17 protein-coding genes and 3 pseudogenes are annotated in these 16,653 nt (G+C 49.6%); 17 read left to right on the top strand and 3 right to left on the bottom strand.

Features of this window, described 5'->3' with window-relative positions; genetic code table 11:
• The first annotated feature begins 105 nt into the window (after positions 1-105).
• The 4 genes and pseudogenes from ABS784_RS12870 to ABS784_RS12855 form a co-directional block, all read left to right on the top strand.
• Entirely contained in the window at positions 106-372 is a 267-nt protein-coding gene (locus ABS784_RS12870; protein WP_031409011.1) for a PTS sugar transporter subunit IIB, read from the top strand.
• A 134-nt stretch (positions 373-506) separates the two neighbouring features.
• Positions 507-1,769, top strand: coding sequence for a PTS ascorbate transporter subunit IIC (locus tag ABS784_RS12865; RefSeq protein ID WP_062898685.1), 1,263 nt, complete (start codon positions 507-509; stop codon positions 1,767-1,769).
• Positions 1,770-2,254: 485 nt separating this feature from the next.
• A pseudogene (locus ABS784_RS12860) lies at positions 2,255-2,329 on the top strand (IS200/IS605 family transposase); the annotation flags it as partial.
• A pseudogene (locus ABS784_RS12855) lies at positions 2,328-2,662 on the top strand (zinc ribbon domain-containing protein); the annotation flags it as partial. The pseudogenes ABS784_RS12860 and ABS784_RS12855, both read left to right, overlap by 2 nt.
• 38 nt (positions 2,663-2,700) lie before the next feature.
• Here ABS784_RS12855 and ABS784_RS12850 read toward each other — a convergent pair.
• A complete protein-coding gene (locus tag ABS784_RS12850) occupies positions 2,701-3,114 on the bottom strand; it encodes a hypothetical protein (RefSeq protein WP_047757971.1) in 414 nt (137 codons plus the stop codon).
• 235 nt (positions 3,115-3,349) lie between these two features.
• Here ABS784_RS12850 and ABS784_RS12845 point away from each other — a divergent pair, with 235 nt between their 5' ends.
• Entirely contained in the window at positions 3,350-4,507 is a 1,158-nt protein-coding gene (locus ABS784_RS12845) for a CapA family protein (protein ID WP_023633568.1), read from the top strand.
• Between the two features lie 45 nt (positions 4,508-4,552).
• Here ABS784_RS12845 and ABS784_RS12840 read toward each other — a convergent pair whose 3' ends face one another.
• Positions 4,553-5,146: a class D sortase gene (locus ABS784_RS12840; RefSeq protein WP_079935877.1), complete on the bottom strand. Its 594-nt coding sequence runs from the start codon at positions 5,144-5,146 to the stop codon at positions 4,553-4,555.
• Positions 5,147-6,460 carry a processed acidic surface protein gene (locus tag ABS784_RS12835; RefSeq protein WP_352512718.1) on the bottom strand — a complete coding sequence of 438 codons (1,314 nt, stop codon included), beginning with the start codon at positions 6,458-6,460 and terminating at the stop codon, positions 5,147-5,149. It abuts the gene before it with no gap.
• Between the two features lie 198 nt (positions 6,461-6,658).
• Here ABS784_RS12835 and ABS784_RS12830 point away from each other — a divergent pair, with 198 nt between their 5' ends.
• From ABS784_RS12830 to ABS784_RS12775, 12 genes and pseudogenes are all read left to right on the top strand, one after another.
• Positions 6,659-6,976 carry a hypothetical protein gene (locus ABS784_RS12830; protein WP_352512716.1) on the top strand — a complete coding sequence of 106 codons (318 nt, stop codon included), beginning with the start codon at positions 6,659-6,661 and terminating at the stop codon, positions 6,974-6,976.
• Positions 6,977-7,576: 600 nt separating this feature from the next.
• A complete protein-coding gene (locus ABS784_RS12825) occupies positions 7,577-7,783 on the top strand; it encodes a PaaD-like zinc ribbon domain-containing protein (RefSeq protein WP_013145068.1) in 207 nt (68 codons plus the stop codon).
• A complete protein-coding gene (locus tag ABS784_RS12820; protein ID WP_407066664.1) occupies positions 7,749-9,230 on the top strand; it encodes an aldehyde dehydrogenase family protein in 1,482 nt (493 codons plus the stop codon). The genes ABS784_RS12825 and ABS784_RS12820 overlap by 35 nt, the downstream gene beginning before the upstream one ends.
• Positions 9,230-9,511: pseudogene (locus ABS784_RS17370) on the top strand (enoyl-CoA hydratase/isomerase family protein); the annotation flags it as partial. The gene ABS784_RS12820 and the pseudogene ABS784_RS17370, both read left to right, overlap by 1 nt.
• A 129-nt stretch (positions 9,512-9,640) precedes the next feature.
• The gene (locus tag ABS784_RS12810) at positions 9,641-10,516 is read left to right on the top strand and encodes a PaaX family transcriptional regulator (RefSeq protein ID WP_013523988.1); all 876 of its coding nucleotides are present in this window, start codon (positions 9,641-9,643) and stop codon (positions 10,514-10,516) included.
• Between the two features lie 97 nt (positions 10,517-10,613).
• On the top strand, positions 10,614-11,588 hold the full coding sequence (locus ABS784_RS12805; protein WP_023633574.1) for an MBL fold metallo-hydrolase: 975 nt from the start codon (positions 10,614-10,616) through the stop codon (positions 11,586-11,588).
• Positions 11,589-11,871: 283 nt separating this feature from the next.
• Positions 11,872-12,807: a Phenylacetic acid catabolic protein gene (locus ABS784_RS12800; RefSeq protein ID WP_352512712.1), complete on the top strand. Its 936-nt coding sequence runs from the start codon at positions 11,872-11,874 to the stop codon at positions 12,805-12,807.
• Positions 12,807-13,133 carry a metal-sulfur cluster assembly factor gene (locus ABS784_RS12795; protein WP_020279574.1) on the top strand — a complete coding sequence of 109 codons (327 nt, stop codon included), beginning with the start codon at positions 12,807-12,809 and terminating at the stop codon, positions 13,131-13,133. The genes ABS784_RS12800 and ABS784_RS12795 overlap by 1 nt, the downstream gene beginning before the upstream one ends.
• Entirely contained in the window at positions 13,130-13,345 is a 216-nt protein-coding gene (locus ABS784_RS12790; RefSeq protein WP_013145071.1) for a hypothetical protein, read from the top strand. Before ABS784_RS12795 ends, ABS784_RS12790 begins: the two co-directional genes overlap by 4 nt.
• Before the next feature lie 20 nt (positions 13,346-13,365).
• A complete protein-coding gene (locus ABS784_RS12785) occupies positions 13,366-14,010 on the top strand; it encodes a Phenylacetic acid catabolic protein (protein ID WP_013145072.1) in 645 nt (214 codons plus the stop codon).
• Between the two features lie 143 nt (positions 14,011-14,153).
• Positions 14,154-14,951 (top strand): enoyl-CoA hydratase/isomerase family protein, encoded by a 798-nt coding sequence (locus tag ABS784_RS12780; RefSeq protein ID WP_013145073.1) that lies wholly within the window; start codon positions 14,154-14,156, stop codon positions 14,949-14,951.
• 122 nt (positions 14,952-15,073) lie between these two features.
• A complete protein-coding gene (locus ABS784_RS12775) occupies positions 15,074-16,651 on the top strand; it encodes a benzoate-CoA ligase family protein (RefSeq protein WP_069304313.1) in 1,578 nt (525 codons plus the stop codon).
• The last annotated feature ends 2 nt before the right edge of the window (positions 16,652-16,653 follow it).

Here is a 16,653-nt window from a genome sequence, read left to right as displayed (position 1 = left end):
CCGTATCGCGTAAGGGGTACCCTGTTTGTCTCTCTAACCATGGAAATTATTGTAATGAAAAATGCTCATCTACAGTTAATAAAAAACAAATGGGAGGCGGGAAGGATGAAGAAAATTCTAGTTGTTTGTGGAAACGGGCTAGGCAGCAGTTTTATCATCGAAATGAATGTGAAAAAGGTGTTAAACGAACTAGGAATCGAAGCTGAAGTATCCCATACAGATTTAACAACCGGCCAAACAGAAAAGGCGGATTTATATCTTGGAGCGAGAGATTTAGTGGAAGTACTTGATGACGGTACACGCAATGTAGCTAAGTTGACGAATATTCTTGACCTTGATGAATTAAAGCGAGTGTTAAGAGAGAGATTGTGACAACAATAAAAAAGCAGGCGATACGCCTGCAACAAAGAGAAACCTATGTAGAAAAGCATACAAAAAATAAAAATAGAAAACAAGAAAAAAGTCCATACAATAGCTCACTTATGGGTGAAAAGGGGGAATATTCGGTGTTTGATTTCCTTATGAAAGATGTGCTTGGTTCACCGGCCATTCTAGTGGGATTGTTTGCCTTAATCGGTTTGTTGCTGCAAAGGAAAAGTTTTCCAGAGATCGTTTCAGGCACATTAAAGACTGTCATGGGATTTATCATTCTTGGCGGCGGGGCCAATATTTTAATCGGTTCGTTGAATATCTTTGGGAAAATGTTCGAAAAAGCTTTTCATATTAAGGGAGTTATTCCAAATAATGAGGCGATTGTTGCCATTGCCCAACAAACATTTGGAAAAGAAACAGCGCTGATCATGTTATTTGGAATGGTAGTGAACATCTTGATCGCACGATTGACCCCTTTTAAATACATTTTCTTGACAGGGCATCATACGTTGTTTATGGCGTGTCTAATTTCTGCTGTTTTTGCGACGGGTGGAGTAACAGGTGTTCCGCTTGTCGTCATCGGTTCTATTATTTTGGGAAGTTTGATGGTGTTGATGCCCGCCATTTTGCAGCCGTATATGCGTCAAGTGACTGGAACGGATCAGATTGCGTTAGGGCATTTCGGTTCGCTCGGCTATTTTACATCGGCATGGATCGGGAAGTGGTTTGGAAACAAGACCCAATCTACTGAAGATATTAAAGTGCCAAAGTCATTGGGTTTTCTTCGTGATACATCGGTGGCCATGTCGTTGACAATGGTGCTGTTATTTTTTATTGTTGCTCCGTTTGCTGGAAAATCGTTTATCGAGAAGGAATTAAGCGGCGGTGTCAATTTTCTCGTCTTCTCTCTTATGCAAGGGATCACGTTTGCTGCAGGAGTATATGTCGTACTAGCAGGGGTGCGGATGCTTATTGCTGAAATTGTTCCAGCATTTAAAGGGATTGCGGATAAAGTCGTACAAGATGCGAAACCAGCGCTTGATTGCCCAGCTGTCTTTCCATACGCCCCGAATGCTGTTATTGTTGGATTCTTGTCGAGTTTTGCGGCTGGAATTCTTTCGATGTTTATTTTGCCGCTCGTTGGGTTAAAGGTCATCGTTCCAGGTTTAATTCCGCACTTTTTCACGGGAGCCGCTGCCGGTGTATTTGGCAACGCTACAGGGGGCAGACGGGGGGCAGTGCTGGGGGCGTTTGCTAATGGCATTTTGATTTCCTTTTTGCCGGCACTTTTGCTTCCAGTACTTGGATCGCTTGGGTTTGAAGGGACGACGTTTGGGGATTCGGATTTTGGGATTGTGGGGATTTTGTTAGGGTATTTGATAAAGTGGTTTTCATAAGTTAAAAACGGATATGCTGGGTACTTGCTCATTACAAAGGATTGTACTGACCCTATTGGAGTGGAGATCGCACGGCGAACTTTTGAGATGGCGGGGCGTTGAGAGCAGTTTGCCCGGCGCAAGCATGGCTTGCGCCGGCACTGTGCGAAGGATTTTCATATCTTTGGATCGCTTCAACCCTGCAAGTGTGAGGTTATTGTGGTTATTGTAAAGAAAAAGCATGTTTTCTCTACTGCAGCCTTATGGTGGGGTAGCGGGGTTTTTTCGAAAAACGATGGACGACGAAACGGGAGAAACAGACAATGCATTCGGAAACGGTCAGGATGGGGGATCTTATTACAGAAAAAGCCGTCTGAAAGCCCACGGTTTCAATCGAGGGATGAAAGACGGCATTGCTCGGTAATCCCTTAAGAGGATTGCTTAGAGCCACCATCTTTCTCTTTAGATGTTGTAGTATAATCATTAAAACTGATACGATCTATAATATGGAACAAGAATATCGAAGAACGAAAACAACTGTATCGTTGATTTACTATCATTTTGTTTTCTGTCCGCGTTATGCAAACGATGATTGCCTATAAGGCGGAAATGGCGGGCATTCGCGTTGAGTGGGTGAATCCAACCTACACGAGCCAAACGTGTAAATGTGGTTATCGAGAGAAAGCGAACCGAAACGGCATCCGCTTTCGATGCCAAAGGTGTGGATACACTCTCCACGCCGACTTGAATGGCGCCATCAACATCGCCAAAGCGATTTCGGGCTTTGCCGTCTAACCTAGCGCACTGGTCACAGGTGCGCCGCTCATGGGGGTACATCCTAACCCGATGGGACGGGGTGATGACACACCCCTGAACTTGGGCGTGGTCCGAACCAGAAATGGATGAGGACGTGAGCGACCCAAGAATCCCACGCCTTTAAGCGTGTGGAGTGTCAATCCGCTTTCTTCAGCAAATGCATCTCCTCCTCCACTCTCGCGATGCGGCCAAGTTGATAATCAAGCCGCTGATGAATGAGGGAGATGTCTTCTTTTGTCGCCATTTGCTCGCGAATGCCGGCCATTTCTCCGCGGAGGCTGGCGATTTCATGGCGCATGCCGTCTTGAATGCTGCGCTGTTCGAGTTGATTGTCGCGGATCGCTTTGATCATTTCCGTGTTTTCTTTCATCTGCTCCTTCAGCCAGCGCAGCTCTTCTTCCTGTTTGTCCATCCGTTGCTCAAGTTTGTCCACCCGTTGTTCAAGTTGACCCAATTTTTGCTTCACCGTTTGCATGTCTTGCTTCAGGACGGACATGTCATCGACAAGTCCTTGAACAAGTGTGGTTAACTGCCGCAACAGCTCTTCCATGAAGAAACCTCCTTATCGAGATGGGATTCACTCGGGGCGTTTCAACCATGAAACGTGAGGAGTCCAAGATGTGGAAATAGGAGAGGAAACGCCTACAAGCTCATTATATCATGGCTTGGCTAGGTCATCACTCCTAAATTGAGGGAAAGAAAAGGGATAAATAGGGGGTGTGTTGAATACGTCATTAGCAGAAGTTGTGGTAGTTTGAAGAAAATAGATTGATAGGAGAGGGAATATGAACGCATGGATCAAGGGAAGAAATGCGGCGCTTATGTGTATGGCGTCCGTCTTTTTATTTTCCTGCAGCAATGCGGCTGATCGCGGCGTCGAGGAAGTGCTGGCAGCGCCAAACGAACTGGCGGGGCAAACAATCGAGCATCCACCGCTGCCGAGTCCGATCGATAAGATGGTGATAGCGTCAGCCTCTGCCAAACAAGCGGCGCCGAACCCGAACGAAGTGCGCATCACCATCAGCGCGGCGGGCGATGTGACGCTCGGGCGCGATGAAAATTATGGCTATGCGTATTCGTTTGATGAAGAAGCGAAGAAGCACGGCTTGCGCTATTTTACGAAATACATTGAGCCGATCTTCAAAAAGGACGATTTTACGACCGTCAATTTGGAAACGACGCTGACGACCTCGACGCGGAAGGCAAGCAAGAAATTTCGTTTTCGCGGCCACCCGAGTTATGCGAAAATCTTAACCTATGGCGGCATTGATGCTGTGAATCTGGCCAATAATCATACATACGATTACTTGCAACGAGGATACAATGACACGATTGCCTGTTTAAAAAAGGAAAACATCGGTTATTTCGGCCGCACGCTCCGGCTGTTGAAAACGGTCAAAGGCATTCAAGTTGGAGCGCTTGGCTATGAAGGCTGGAGCAACACCAGCACGTTGCGCAAGCAAATCGCCAACGATATTCGCACGCTTCGGAAACAAGGAGCCGACATCGTTTTCGTCCATTTCCATTGGGGAGTGGAACGAAGCTATGTGCCAAACAGCACGCAAAAGGCGCTCGGCCGCTTTGCGATTGACAGCGGCGCCGATTTGGTCGTCGGCCATCATCCGCATGTCATTCAAGGGATTGAGGAGTATAAAGGGAAGTTCATCGTCTACAGCCTCGGCAATTTTATGTTCGGCGGAAACAAAAATCCGAGCGACAAAGATACGTTTGTCTTCCAGCAAGTGTTCTCTTTTCAAAACGGCAAGCGGACGGCCAAAAAAGAAATCCGCGTCATCCCATTTCGCATTTCATCGGTGACGACAAGAAACAATTATCAGCCGATGCCGTTAGCGGGAGGGGAAGCAGCCCGAGTGAAACGGAAAATTGTCTCGCTGTCGGCGAAAATCAAAAAGCCGACTTGGACCGCGTACGAAGTGAAGTAAAAAAGGATGGCCCTTGTTTCGGCCATCCTTTCGCTTTTTGCAAGGTTAAGAGCGATCATTGATTAAGTTGGCGACGAGCACGTACCGCTGCGGAGCAGGGCCGACGTAGCGGAACGGATAGCACGTGGAAACGGTGAGTGTCGCTTTCGGCTTTGGAACGATGACCGTCCGGTCGTCGGCGTCGACGATGCGCACTTTGCGCACTTTATAGGTGAATGTGCCGGCGGACGTACGGACGATCAAGATATCGCCTTGGCCGACTTCGCCAAGACGGCGGAAGACCGTGTCACGATGGCCAGAAAGCACGCAGTTGTCCGCCTCTCCTGGCAGGACACTGCCGGCGTAATGGCCGACCCCTTTTTCCAACTCGTTTTCATCTGTACCGTGGTAAATCGCTAGGCTCATGTTGAGCTTCGGGATGATAAGCTCGCCGATTTGTTCACCGATTTTTGGCAGCTTTGGGTAGAGTGGATCCTGGATTTGAATCGGTGCGGCGTCCACTGATCGCTTTGTTTCAGCGGCCAGCGGCTTGACCGCTTCCAGGCCGCTTTTCCATTTCAGAGCACTAATGCCGACTGCGGCGATTCCTGCTGCGATCAAGCTTGCTCCAAAAAAGCGCACGAGCCGTTTCCGGTTCATTTATTTCGCCTCGGCTCCTTGGCGGAAGCGGACAAGGAATGCGCCGACACCGATTAAGGTCAAACCAAAAAGCATATAAGCGGCATACGGGGATGCCGTCTTCGGCAGTTTCGCTCCGGCTTCGGTCCGCTTCAGCGGTTTCGGCGGCGCCGGTTTCACCACTTTTTCGATTTTCGCTGCCTGGCCGCTCTGTTGCAAGTCTTTGCCGATTTCATCGAATATGTCGGAGGCAAACATCTCTTCGGTCACGACAAAATCAGCCAGTAGCTCGCCTTCGGTGCTGTAAATTTCAACAAGCAAATCGTAGCCGTTCGCTGATTCCATTGTCAGCAGCGTCGACAGGCTGAGCGGCTTTTTCTCGCCACCTTTTGTCAAATAAAACTTCGCTTCCAGCTGAAATGTGGAAAGCAGGTCGGTCCATACATTGGCGATCTCAGCGATTTGCGTTGGCGATAGCTCCGTCACGCTCGTAAAATCGTACGCACCGATCGCCTCAAGCCGTTGGCCGATTTCTTCCATTTTCTCGGCGAATTGCGGATCTTCCATATTCAGCGATTCAAAATGGTTATAGATCTTTTCCAACTCTGCGTCCGTCAAACCAAGCTCGTCTAAATCCGGAAGCAAGTAGTCGATGACTGACTCCGACAGTTCCTCGACCGTCGCATAATTGTCAAGCGAATCGTCGTTTTTAGACAGCAGTTTTTCCAATTGCGTTTTCGTCATGCCAATTTCTTGTAAAAATTTGTTTAATGTTTCTTCGGTCAACGGCGTCAAATTTCGATAATAATCGACGATATCTTTCAGCTCGCCGATCGAGTGGTAATCGGCCAACGATTCGCCGTGCCGATCAAGAAGGGCGATGAGCTCTTCCTTTGTCATTCCGCGTTCGTTTAGAAAGGCGGCCAGCGTTTCATCAGTGATCGGAACGGAGTAATCTTTAAACAGTTCGATATATTCTTCCAGATCATTGTAAAATAAAAACACATCAGTAATGGCCTGTGACTCTTCCATTTCCCCATTGTCGATGAGCATTTGTCGAAGCTGTTGTTCGGTCAATCCGTGTTTGGCGAGCAACTGAGCTAAATTTTCTTCCGTGAGCGGCTCGCCGAACTCACGGCGCATTTCGTCCACGCTGTCAAACTCATCGAGCGAATAGCCTTCATAGTCCAAATAATTTTCCAGCTCTTCGACTGTGATCCCTGCTTCATTTAAATACTGCTCTAAAGCTGGATCGTTGCGTTCAATGGCGAACGCTGAAGCTGGCCATACAGTGGCTATGGATGCGGCCAAGGCAAAAGGAACGATGTTTTTCATGTCGTGACCTCCGTTTGTTTGTATATACGAATTCAGTATATAGGGACATGAAAGGGACGAAAATAGTGAAATATATGGAAATTTTTATATAGAACACCCTCCCTGTTTACATCTAATGTTTTCCACGTATGACTTTTTAGAGGCAACGTATGCTAACCGTTGAACGGGAGCTGTCGAGCAAAAGGAGGTGGAGGTACAATGGATCGCTTATTCCGTCTGTTCCGCGTTCAGCGCGGCCGCGGGTTGTGGAATCCATGGTTGGGGGTTGTTAGACGGCGAAGAAACAATAACGCCATCTGGACGCTCGTCAGCGTAAGCTTAGGAGCGGTGGCAGCCGCGATGTTGGGGGAGAGACAAGGGGGACGCATGGCGCCGATGACGCAAGGCCCGATGCGAAACGTGATTCGCGGCCTCAACCGCTGGATGAGCCGGCGGATGGGAACGACGCGGCCTGCTGCGGTGGAGTTTGCCGAAGAAATGACTCCAGAGCGTCCGGGCAATCAGCAGGACAAATAACGTTTTTTGCGTGTCCCACAAGCCGGCGGTATTGCGCTCGCCGGCTTTTTCTATGTCGCCTGGTTTGATGGTTCGTGCATATGGGCGACACGAACGCTGCAGTGAATGGACAAAATCATAGTGAAAAGGGGATTCAATAGTGCCAGCAGATGACGGAAAGAAACGGGTTGTGATGTTGGTGAACCGATTCATTGATGTATCCTGCTTCGGAGATCAATATAAAAGAATGGGTGTTATCACTTCTTGAAAGTGGAAACGACGGAATGAAACGTGGCGAGTTGGCGTAAGGGAGTGTACGGCAAAAACAGATGTGGGGAAACGAGTCAGGCAGTGGAGCAACGTTGCTCTACTGTTTCAAGGCTTTTGAGGAAACCCGATGGGATGTAACGCGTCCCGTCGTTTTTTCTTGATCAAGACGACCGCTTCTGTTCCATATAATTCAAAAGCCATGAGCCACCTCGGGTCGAATGAAAGGGTACAATAAAGATTATAAATTTTCATTTTTTTCAGTCTAATGATTGACAACACGTTTGAATTTCCGTATTATTATGTTAAACTGACGATATTAAATAAAACATAATAATAAGAGGTGTCTAGCCGATGCCGGTACGCGGGGAGGTGCGCTGCGCGTTTTGCGGCTCAACGAACGTAGCGCCGCTATCGATGTTTGGGACCGCTCAGCTCGTTTCGCAATACTATTGTCATCAATGCAAAAGCGTGTTTGAGCGGGTGAGATGGAGAGACGATGCCAAGGAGGAAGGGGAAGCCACTGATGAGGATCAAGCAACATTATCCACTGTTTATTAACGGCCAGTATGTCGAGAGCAGCAACGGAGAAGTGTTTGAAACGGTCAATCCGGCGACAGAAGAAGTGATTGCGACCGTCGCCAAAGCGACGAAAGAAGATGTAGACCATGCCGTCGAGGCGGCGCGCACGGCGTTTGAATCGGGGAAATGGCCAAAAATGACGGGGGCGAAGCGAGCTCGCCTGTTGAATCAAATTGCCAACTTGATGAGAGAGCGATTCGATGACTTGGTGTATGCGGAAGTGCTAAACAGCGGTAAAACGGTTGATGCGGCCAAAGGACAAATTATGCAAGCGATTGAGGATTTTGAATTTTATGCGGCCGCGGCAATTACGTTACAAGGCGATGTCAACCAAGTGCCAAATGGCTTTTTCAACTACACGGTCAAAGAGCCAGTCGGTGTATGCGGTCAAATCATCCCGTGGAACTATCCGTTGATGATGGCGGCTTGGAAGCTCGCCCCGGCATTGGCGGCCGGATGCACGGTCGTGTTAAAGCCGGCAAGCTATACGCCGATCACCGCTTATATGTTGGCGGAAATTTGCCAAGAGGCCGGGGTTCCGGACGGCGTCGTCAATGTCATTGCTGGAAGCGGTTCCGAAATCGGCCCGTATATGACCGAACATCCTGGAATTGACAAAGTCGCCTTCACCGGGGAGACGGAAACGGGCAAGGATATTATGCGGCGCGCTTCGGAGACGTTGAAGCGGGTGACGCTGGAGCTTGGCGGGAAATCACCGAACATCGTGTTTGATGATTGTGATATCGAAGCGGCGGTCAACGGTTCGCTTTATGGCATTTTTTACAACACGGGCCAGTCGTGCGAAGCGCGTTCGCGGCTGTTTGTGCATGAAAACATTTATGATGAGTTTATGGAAAAGTTGATCGAAAAAGCTTCCCGCATCCGCGTCGGCAACCCATTTGAAAAAGGGGTGCATATGGGCGCGGTCATTTCGCGAAGCCATCAGCAAGTGATCGACAGCTATGTCAAGCTGGCGGTTGAGGAAGGAGGCGAAATTTTATACGGTGGGAAAATTCCGGAAGGTGAGGAATTCGCGAAAGGCTACTGGTACATGCCGACTATTATTGGCAATGTAAGAAACGACATGCGGGTGGCGCAGGAAGAAATTTTCGGTCCGGTTGTCGTCGTCATGAAGTTTCACGATGAAGAAGAGGTCATCGAGCTGGCGAACGACACGATTTTTGGATTAGGATCAGCCGTTTGGACGAAAGACCACGGAAAAGCCCATCGCGTTGCCGCGCGCATCCGCGCTGGAATTGTCATGATCAACTCGCCGATTTCCGCTTTCCCAGGCACGCCGTTTGGTGGATACAAGCAGTCGGGATTTGGCCGCGAGCTGGCTCTTGAGACGTTGAACTTGTATACCGAGACCAAAAGCGTTGTTTCTTATATCGGCGCTAAACCGTTGAACCTATTTGGCATTTGATCACGCCGCCAGAGGCGTTGGACATTGGGCTGGTGAACCGGTTGTTTCTGCAGGCGGGAACGAGAGAGCGGACGCGGGAGTATGCACGCAAGCTCGCGAGTAAGCACGACGTATGCGGTCTCCAAACATCAACCTGGCGATCATGAACAGGAAAGAAATGCCGCTGAATGTGGCGATTCGCTACGAACAGGAGGCGCGAAACTTGCTGTTCCGCTCCGAAGACGCCAAAGAAGGGTTGAGTGTCTTTTTTGGAAAAACGGCAACTGAATTGGAAAGGCATTGAGAACGCATATCGGCCGAAACGGCCGATATGTTTTTATGGCACAATATGCATTTCAACGCTTGAAAGGGAAGGTGATTTGTACCATAATATAAAGAAAAGTTCAAAAAAAGACAAGGTGTGAACAGCGGTGAAGCCGAGATCGCTCATGTTTACGTTATTTGGAGAATATATTCAACATTATGGGAACGAAGTATGGATCGGAAGCTTAATCCAAATGATGTCCCACTTCGGCATTTCCGAGTCGTCCATCCGCGGAGCGGCGTTGCGCATGGTGCAGCAAGGGTTTTTTGAGGTGCGGAAAATCGGCAACAACAGCTATTACTCGCTGACGCCGAAAGGGAAACGGACGATGATGGACGGGTTCAACCGCGTCTATTCGCAACGGAACTACAAATGGGACGGTCAATGGCGCGTGTTGACGTACTCCGTTCCCGAGCAAAAACGGGAGCTGCGCAACCAAATCCGCAAAGAATTGAGCTTGATGGGGTTTGGTCTCATTTCCCACGGGACGTGGGCGAGCCCGAATCCGATCGAGCCGCAAGTGATGGAATGGGTTAAAGACTATCATTTGGAGCCGTACGTCATTTTGTTTACGGCGAGCTCCATCGTGTCGCACAGCAATGAGCAAATCATCGAGCGCGGCTGGGATTTCCCGTACATCGCCAAGGAGTATGACCGGTTTATTGAAACGTACGAACGAAAGTACGAAGAGTTCCAACATCGGGCTTGGAACAATGAACTGACCGACCGCGAATGCTTCATTGAACGGACGAAGCTCGTGCATGAGTATCGGAGCTTTTTCTTTATCGATCCAGGATTCCCGAACGACTTGTTGCCTGATGATTGGAGCGGAACGAGAGCGCGGGAGCTGTTTTTCAATGTCCACCAGTTGCTCGCCATTCCGGCCATCCGTTATTTTGAAACATTGTTTGAGGCCGCACCGGATCGTGAGGTGACATTTAACCGCGATAAGGCGATTAATCCATTTATGGAAATGATTTAGGCGTCCAAAAAATAGGTTTTCGGATGTCGGCGCTTAGCATGTCCACTTAAGGGAGCGCGTGAACGGGGAAGAAAAAGATCAGGGGGAGGGGAAAAGGATGGCGCAGATTGAAATAGAAATGGTGGGAGATGGAATTTACCGTGTTCCGATCCCGGTTCCGTTTCCGATGAAGTATGTCTATTGTTACGTAGGTCGGGAAACGGATGGATGGAGCATCGTCGACGTCGGCTTTCGCTATCCTGAGGCGATTCGCGCCTGGGAAGCAGTGTTTCGGCAACTTGGAATCAAACCGCGGCACGTTCGCGCCATTTACATCACTCACTTTCATCCGGACCATTTTGGCTTGGCCGGGTGGATGCAACAGCAGACGGAGGCGCCTGTCTGGATCAGCGAGCCGGATTATGCGATGGCGGAACGAGTGTGGGGGGAAGAGAGCGTCCAGGCGTGCGAAGTGGGTGCCATGTTTCGCCGTCATGGCGTGCCGGATGAGTTGGTAACGGACATTGAGGAGAGCATGTGGAAGCTGTCGTTGCGCGTCAGCCCGTTTCCGGTGCTAACCGTTTTGGATCGTTCGGAAATTGTGCTGGGGCAGCGGCGATGGGCGGTCATCCCGGTCCCGGGGCACAGCGATGGATTGATCAGCTTTTATCAGCCGGAATCGCGCCAGTTGCTTGCATCGGACCATGTGCTTGACCGCATCACTCCGAACATTAGTGTATGGCCGGGCGCCCATCCGAACCCGCTCGAGCAATATTTTGCCTCGCTTCGCAAAGTGGAGGAACTGGAGGTGGATGTGGCTCTGCCTGCCCATGGCGCGGTTATTCGCCAATTTCGCGAGCGGATCGGTGATCTTTTCCGCCACCACGAACAACGGTTGCAAAAAATGAAAGCGCTAGCAGGAACGGGGCGCACCGCCTATGAAGTCGCCCATTGTGTGTTCGGCCATAAGCCATTGACGGCGCACCAATGGCGGTTTGCGGTGGCCGAGACGCTGGCGCATTTGGAATATTTGGTGTCTGTCGGCGAATTGCAAAAAGAGGAGCATCGACATGCAATCATTTATCGACAATGACCGATGTCCAGCTGTTAGACAGCTGGCTTTTTTGTGCCTTGTTGTGCGATTGGTGATTCTATGAAAAATGCACGGACGGAAAACAAATGTTTCATACTATGAAAAATGATCGACTGGAACAAACCAACAGAACGGACAGGCGATCAACGAAAATAAAAGGGGCTTCCGACTGAAAATAATTTTCGGATTTTTCTTATTTTTATGTTGACAATAATCTTTACGTTGTATTAACATTATGTATAGAATACGATAGTTTAAAAAACGTAATAAGGAAGGTGGGAATATGGACCAAGCGACGCTGCTAAAGGAGAAAGTCCAAAATGGATTTATCGTCGAAGGCATTGACGATATGAACGAAGAGTATTTAAACGCGTTGAAACAGACGCTGACGATCGTCGGCGACACCGAGTTGCTGAGCGTCCCGCCGCTGCTTACGGTGTACGATCAAGCGCCGACGTTAAACAGCAAAATCACAGCGCTGGCCATTATGCAGGATGAAATCGGCCATGCCCACATCGCCTATCGGCTGTTGAAAGATTTGGGCGAAGACGTCGATCAATTGCTCTATGAACGAGAGCCGCACTGCTGGAAAAATCCGTATGCTTTCGACTTCGAACTCTCAAACTGGATTGAACTTGGCGTCTTTAACGCCTTTTTCGATCGCGCGGGCTACACCCTTCTTGGCGATGCGTTCGAGCATACATCGTACGGACCATGGAAGCGGGCGCTCGTCAAAGTGGACAAAGAGGAGCTGTTTCATCTTCGCAACGGCGAGATCATTATGAGAACAGCGATGCAGGATCCGAATTTGCGCGAAGAAGTGCAAAAAGCGGTTGACTGGATGTTTTTAATGGCGCTCGAGTTTTTCGGGGTCGAGGATCGGTTGAAAAGCCGCTCAGCGCAGCTGGAGTACCGCTTAAAAGGGCGGACGAATGACGAACTGCGGCAAAAATGGCTGTCAACGGCCGTTCCGTTCTGCGAATCGATCGGCGTCAAAATCCCAGCCCATTACGATGAGGAGCAACAAAAATACGTGCTTGATGTGCCGTTCCCGTGCAAATTTGATCCGGTGAACAAAAAATGGCTGTTCGATCAGCCGGATACGTGGGACAACGTCATCAAACGGTTTAAACAGCGGGGCCCGAAAAATAAGGAATTCGTGGAACGAATTCAACGTGGGGCCAAAGAGCTCGAACAACTGCGAAAGGAAGCGGTGTGATGGACAAACGGAACGTCGAAACGGGAAAGTATTGGCAGGCGCTGAAAGAAGTGATGGATCCGGAATTTCCAATCAGCGTCGTCGATATGGGGCTCATTTACCGCATTGAAAAAGTGGACGACGAGCTTCATGTGACCATGACGTATACAGCGGTATCATGCGCTTGCATGGAGTGGATCGAGCAAGACATTCGCAACCGTCTGCTCAAGGAAGAAGAGATTCGCGACGTGCATATTCACGTCGTTTGGGATCCACCGTGGACGGTCGATCGGATCAGTCCAGAAGGGCGCGAGAAATTGAAATATTGGGGGGTGAGCTCTACATGACAGCGGTCCAACAACGAAAAACGTTTGACATTTTCGCACGGGTGAAACGGGGCGACCAACTGTCCCACATCGGCACGGTGGAGGCGGAAAACGAGGAGTTGGCGAAAGTGTATGCTTCTTATACGTACGATGAGGAAGATTGGGCGGAAATGGTCGTTGTCGACCGCAGCGAGCTCATTTGGGTGAGAAAACCGAAGTGGCTATTCGCCTAAAAGAGGGGAGAGGGCTTAAAATGGAACAAATGCAGCCGGCTGTGCATTCGCTGATTGAGTTGCTCGAAACGATCGCTGACAATAAATACGTCCTTGGCGACCGCCTCGTTGAGGTTGGGGTCAGCGGTCCCAATTTGGAAGCCACGCTGGCATCGATCGCGATGGCGCAAGGAGAGCTGGGACATGCGCGTTTGTTATACAACTGGTGTTTTGATTTGCGCGGTTTGAAAGGAAGAAAGCCGGAAATATACAGACAAACCGGAAAAGCGCTGGCCAGCGCCATCAACGTTCATAACTGGATCACCCTCATTGCCGCACTATATGCAACAAACACCGCCATTGACGTTGTTTTGCAATCCGCACTTGATGCCAACCATCCTGCCATTGTATCGCGAATCCAGAAGTTGATCCGAGAACAACAAGATCATCTTGTATACGCCAAACATTGGGCTCAACAGCTCGTTCATGACCGCGGCGCTGTTCCGCATCGTTTCCGCGAAGCGTTGAACGCTGCAGCGAACGAGACGGCGGCTTGGTTAAAAAAGGTTGAAAGCAAGGAAGAGCTGCAACAGGAAGGGTACTTGCCGAACGGAGTCAAGCTCGTTGAACGGTTGCAGCAGGAATTGAAAACGGTTGCGGCTGAACCTTTCGTTCAGTTGAAATAACAACGGCACACAAGGAGGTGAGGAACAGACGGTATTCTTTCTCTCTCTTGAAGCGCAAGGGAAATGAACTTTTCAAAGCAATGTCTATCCGTCGTTGTCTGCGTGAAACAATCAAATCATTTTTGAAGGAAGGGGAATGAACAATGACAGCTGTAGAAACGAAAAAACAATATTTAACCGTTTTTAAGCAAGATGGAATTGCCGAGATTCATCTGCACATTAACAAATCGAACTCGTATGATCTCGAATTTTACAAAGAATTCAACGCAGCGATCGATGACATCCGCTTTGACCCAGACATCAAAGTCGTCATCGTCATGAGTGATGTGCCGAAGTTTTTCTCGGCCGGAGCGGATATCAACTTTTTGCGGTCGGCTGACCCGCGCTTTAAAACGCAATTTTGCCTGTTCTGCAATGAGACGCTCGACAAAATCGCGCGTTCGCCGCAAGTGTACATCGCCTGCTTAGAAGGGCATACGGTTGGCGGCGGGTTGGAGATGGCGTTGGCGTGCGACTTGCGGTTTATGGGTGATGAAGCCGGAAAAATCGGGCTGCCGGAAGTATCGCTTGGCGTATTGGCCGGAACGGGCGGGACGCAGCGGCTGGCACGGCTCATCGGTTATTCGCGGGCGCTCGATATGAACATTACGGGCGAAACGATCACGCCGCAGGAGGCATTGGAGATTGGGCTGGTCAACCGGGTGTTCCCGCAGGCGGAAACGAGAGAGCGGACGCGGGAGTATGCACGCAAGCTCGCGAATAGCGCGACGTACGCGGTCTCGAACATCAAGCTGGCGATCATGAATGGGAAAGAAATGCCGCTCAATGTGGCGATCCGCTATGAAGGGGAGCTGCAAAACTTGCTGTTCCGCTCCGAAGACGCGAAAGAAGGGCTGAGCGCCTTTTTGGAAAAACGCCAACCGAATTGGAAAGGCATTTAATGTGTGGTTAGCGGAGCCCTTATGAAGGGGCAGGTTCATCCTTTCGAGGGCTTCGCTGCCCAGTTGTTTGGCACGCCGATTTACCGGGCAGTTCAATTTCATGAGGAATGGGATGGTGAACGATGGAATTGCGCGGGTTCGGAAGGCTGTACAATGCGGCAGGGGTGTTTATTGACCATAACGTTCAGGGCGGATTGGGCAAGAAGACAGCCATTTATTATCGCGATGAGCAAATTTCTTACCGAGAATTGCAGGAAAAGGTGAACCAAACCGGCAATATGCTGAGGAGGCTTGGCTATCGGATAGAGGATCGGCTGGTGATGATCTGCCACGATACTCCCGAGTTTATCTATACGTTTTTTGGCGCCATCAAAATTGGAGCAGTGCCGATTCCAGTCAATACGATGATGCAGCCGTCAGATTACGAATATTTTTTAAACAACAGCCGTGCAAAAGGGTTAGTCATTCATGAAGACTTATGGGAGCGCCTTCAGTTGATTCGCGAGCGGTTTGCCTTTTTGCAAGATGTCATCGTTATTCATGAAAACGCTAACAATTCCGTCGAGGGCACACTTTCCTTTCATCGGTTGCTCGCCTGCGCGGATCGGGAGCTGGCAGCGGCGCCGACGAACAAGGATGATGCAGCGTTTTGGCTGTTCAGTTCAGGAAGCACTGGGGATCCGAAAGGAATCATCCATTTGCAGCACGATATGGAATATGCGTTAAACACATACGCCAGACAAGTGCTGGAAATCAACGAAAATGACCGCTGTCTGTCGGCGTCGAAACTGTATTTCGCGTATGGCCTTGGCGGCGGAATGTATTTTCCGTTAGGCGTCGGCGCTTCGACCGTGCTTGTAAAAGAGAGGCCTGCGCCGGAGGTGATGTTTCAGGCGATTGAAACGTACAAGCCGACGATTTTTTTCGGCGTGCCGACGTTGTACGGCGCCATGATTGATTATGTCGAAAAAACGGGCCGGCGCTTTGATGTTAGCTCATTGCGTGTTTGCGTATCTGCTGGCGAAGCGTTGCCGCCATCGTTTTATTATAAATGGAAACAGCTGTTTGGGGTCGACATTTTAGACGGCATCGGTTCGACGGAAGCGTTGCACATTTTCATTTCCAACCGCATTGGCGACGTCAAACCGGGCAGCTCCGGAAAAGAAGTCCCGGGCTACGAAGTAAAAATCATTGATGGACAAGGGAATGAACTGCCGCCAAATGAAGTAGGCGACTTGATCATTCGCGGCGACTCGATCGCCCATGGATATTGGAACCTTCACGAGCAAAACAAGCAAAAATTCGTTGGGGAATGGCTGTATATCGGCGATAAATATTACCGCGACGAAGAAGGGTATTACTGGTATTGCGGACGCTCCGATGACATGTTGAAGGTCGGCGGCATTTGGGTTTCCCCGATCGAGGTGGAAAACTGTCTGCTGCGGCATGACGACGTGTTGGAAGCGGCCGTGGTAGGCGTGGAAAATGAAAACGGGTTGGTGGTTCCGAAAGCGTTCGTCGTGTTGAAAGACGGCGTTCCTCGTTCAGCCGAGAAGGAAGAAGAGCTCAAGCAATTTGCAAAGCAACATCTGGCCCACTATAAATACCCGCGCATCATCGAATTGATCGACGAACTCCCGAAAACAGCCACTGGAAAAATTCAGCGATTTAAACTGCGGCAACTATTGAAACAACGATGAAC

The sequence above is a fragment of the Geobacillus sp. G4 genome (assembly GCF_040327975.1).
Classification (GTDB): Bacteria; Bacillota; Bacilli; order Bacillales; family Anoxybacillaceae; genus Geobacillus; species Geobacillus thermoleovorans.
This window is presented reverse-complemented; position numbering and strand designations above follow the sequence as displayed.

What these genes read in the sequence shown, in the direction of transcription:
- ABS784_RS12780 (WP_013145073.1), top strand. Translation starts at nt 14,154, where the DNA reads ATGACAGCTGTAGAAACGAAAAAACAATATTTAACCGTTTTTAAGCAA.
- ABS784_RS12845 (WP_023633568.1), top strand. Translation starts at nt 3,350, where the DNA reads ATGAACGCATGGATCAAGGGAAGAAATGCGGCGCTTATGTGTATGGCG.
- ABS784_RS12785 (WP_013145072.1), top strand. Translation starts at nt 13,366, where the DNA reads ATGGAACAAATGCAGCCGGCTGTGCATTCGCTGATTGAGTTGCTCGAA.
- ABS784_RS12795 (WP_020279574.1), top strand. Translation starts at nt 12,807, where the DNA reads ATGGACAAACGGAACGTCGAAACGGGAAAGTATTGGCAGGCGCTGAAA.
- ABS784_RS12820 (WP_407066664.1), top strand. Translation starts at nt 7,749, where the DNA reads ATGAGGATCAAGCAACATTATCCACTGTTTATTAACGGCCAGTATGTC.
- ABS784_RS12870 (WP_031409011.1), top strand. Translation starts at nt 106, where the DNA reads ATGAAGAAAATTCTAGTTGTTTGTGGAAACGGGCTAGGCAGCAGTTTT.
- ABS784_RS12775 (WP_069304313.1), top strand. Translation starts at nt 15,074, where the DNA reads ATGGAATTGCGCGGGTTCGGAAGGCTGTACAATGCGGCAGGGGTGTTT.
- ABS784_RS12805 (WP_023633574.1), top strand. Translation starts at nt 10,614, where the DNA reads ATGGCGCAGATTGAAATAGAAATGGTGGGAGATGGAATTTACCGTGTT.
- ABS784_RS12790 (WP_013145071.1), top strand. Translation starts at nt 13,130, where the DNA reads ATGACAGCGGTCCAACAACGAAAAACGTTTGACATTTTCGCACGGGTG.
- ABS784_RS12800 (WP_352512712.1), top strand. Translation starts at nt 11,872, where the DNA reads ATGGACCAAGCGACGCTGCTAAAGGAGAAAGTCCAAAATGGATTTATC.
- ABS784_RS12850 (WP_047757971.1), bottom strand. Translation starts at nt 3,114, where the DNA reads ATGGAAGAGCTGTTGCGGCAGTTAACCACACTTGTTCAAGGACTTGTC.
- ABS784_RS12830 (WP_352512716.1), top strand. Translation starts at nt 6,659, where the DNA reads ATGGATCGCTTATTCCGTCTGTTCCGCGTTCAGCGCGGCCGCGGGTTG.
- ABS784_RS12835 (WP_352512718.1), bottom strand. Translation starts at nt 6,460, where the DNA reads ATGAAAAACATCGTTCCTTTTGCCTTGGCCGCATCCATAGCCACTGTA.
- ABS784_RS12840 (WP_079935877.1), bottom strand. Translation starts at nt 5,146, where the DNA reads ATGAACCGGAAACGGCTCGTGCGCTTTTTTGGAGCAAGCTTGATCGCA.
- ABS784_RS12825 (WP_013145068.1), top strand. Translation starts at nt 7,577, where the DNA reads ATGCCGGTACGCGGGGAGGTGCGCTGCGCGTTTTGCGGCTCAACGAAC.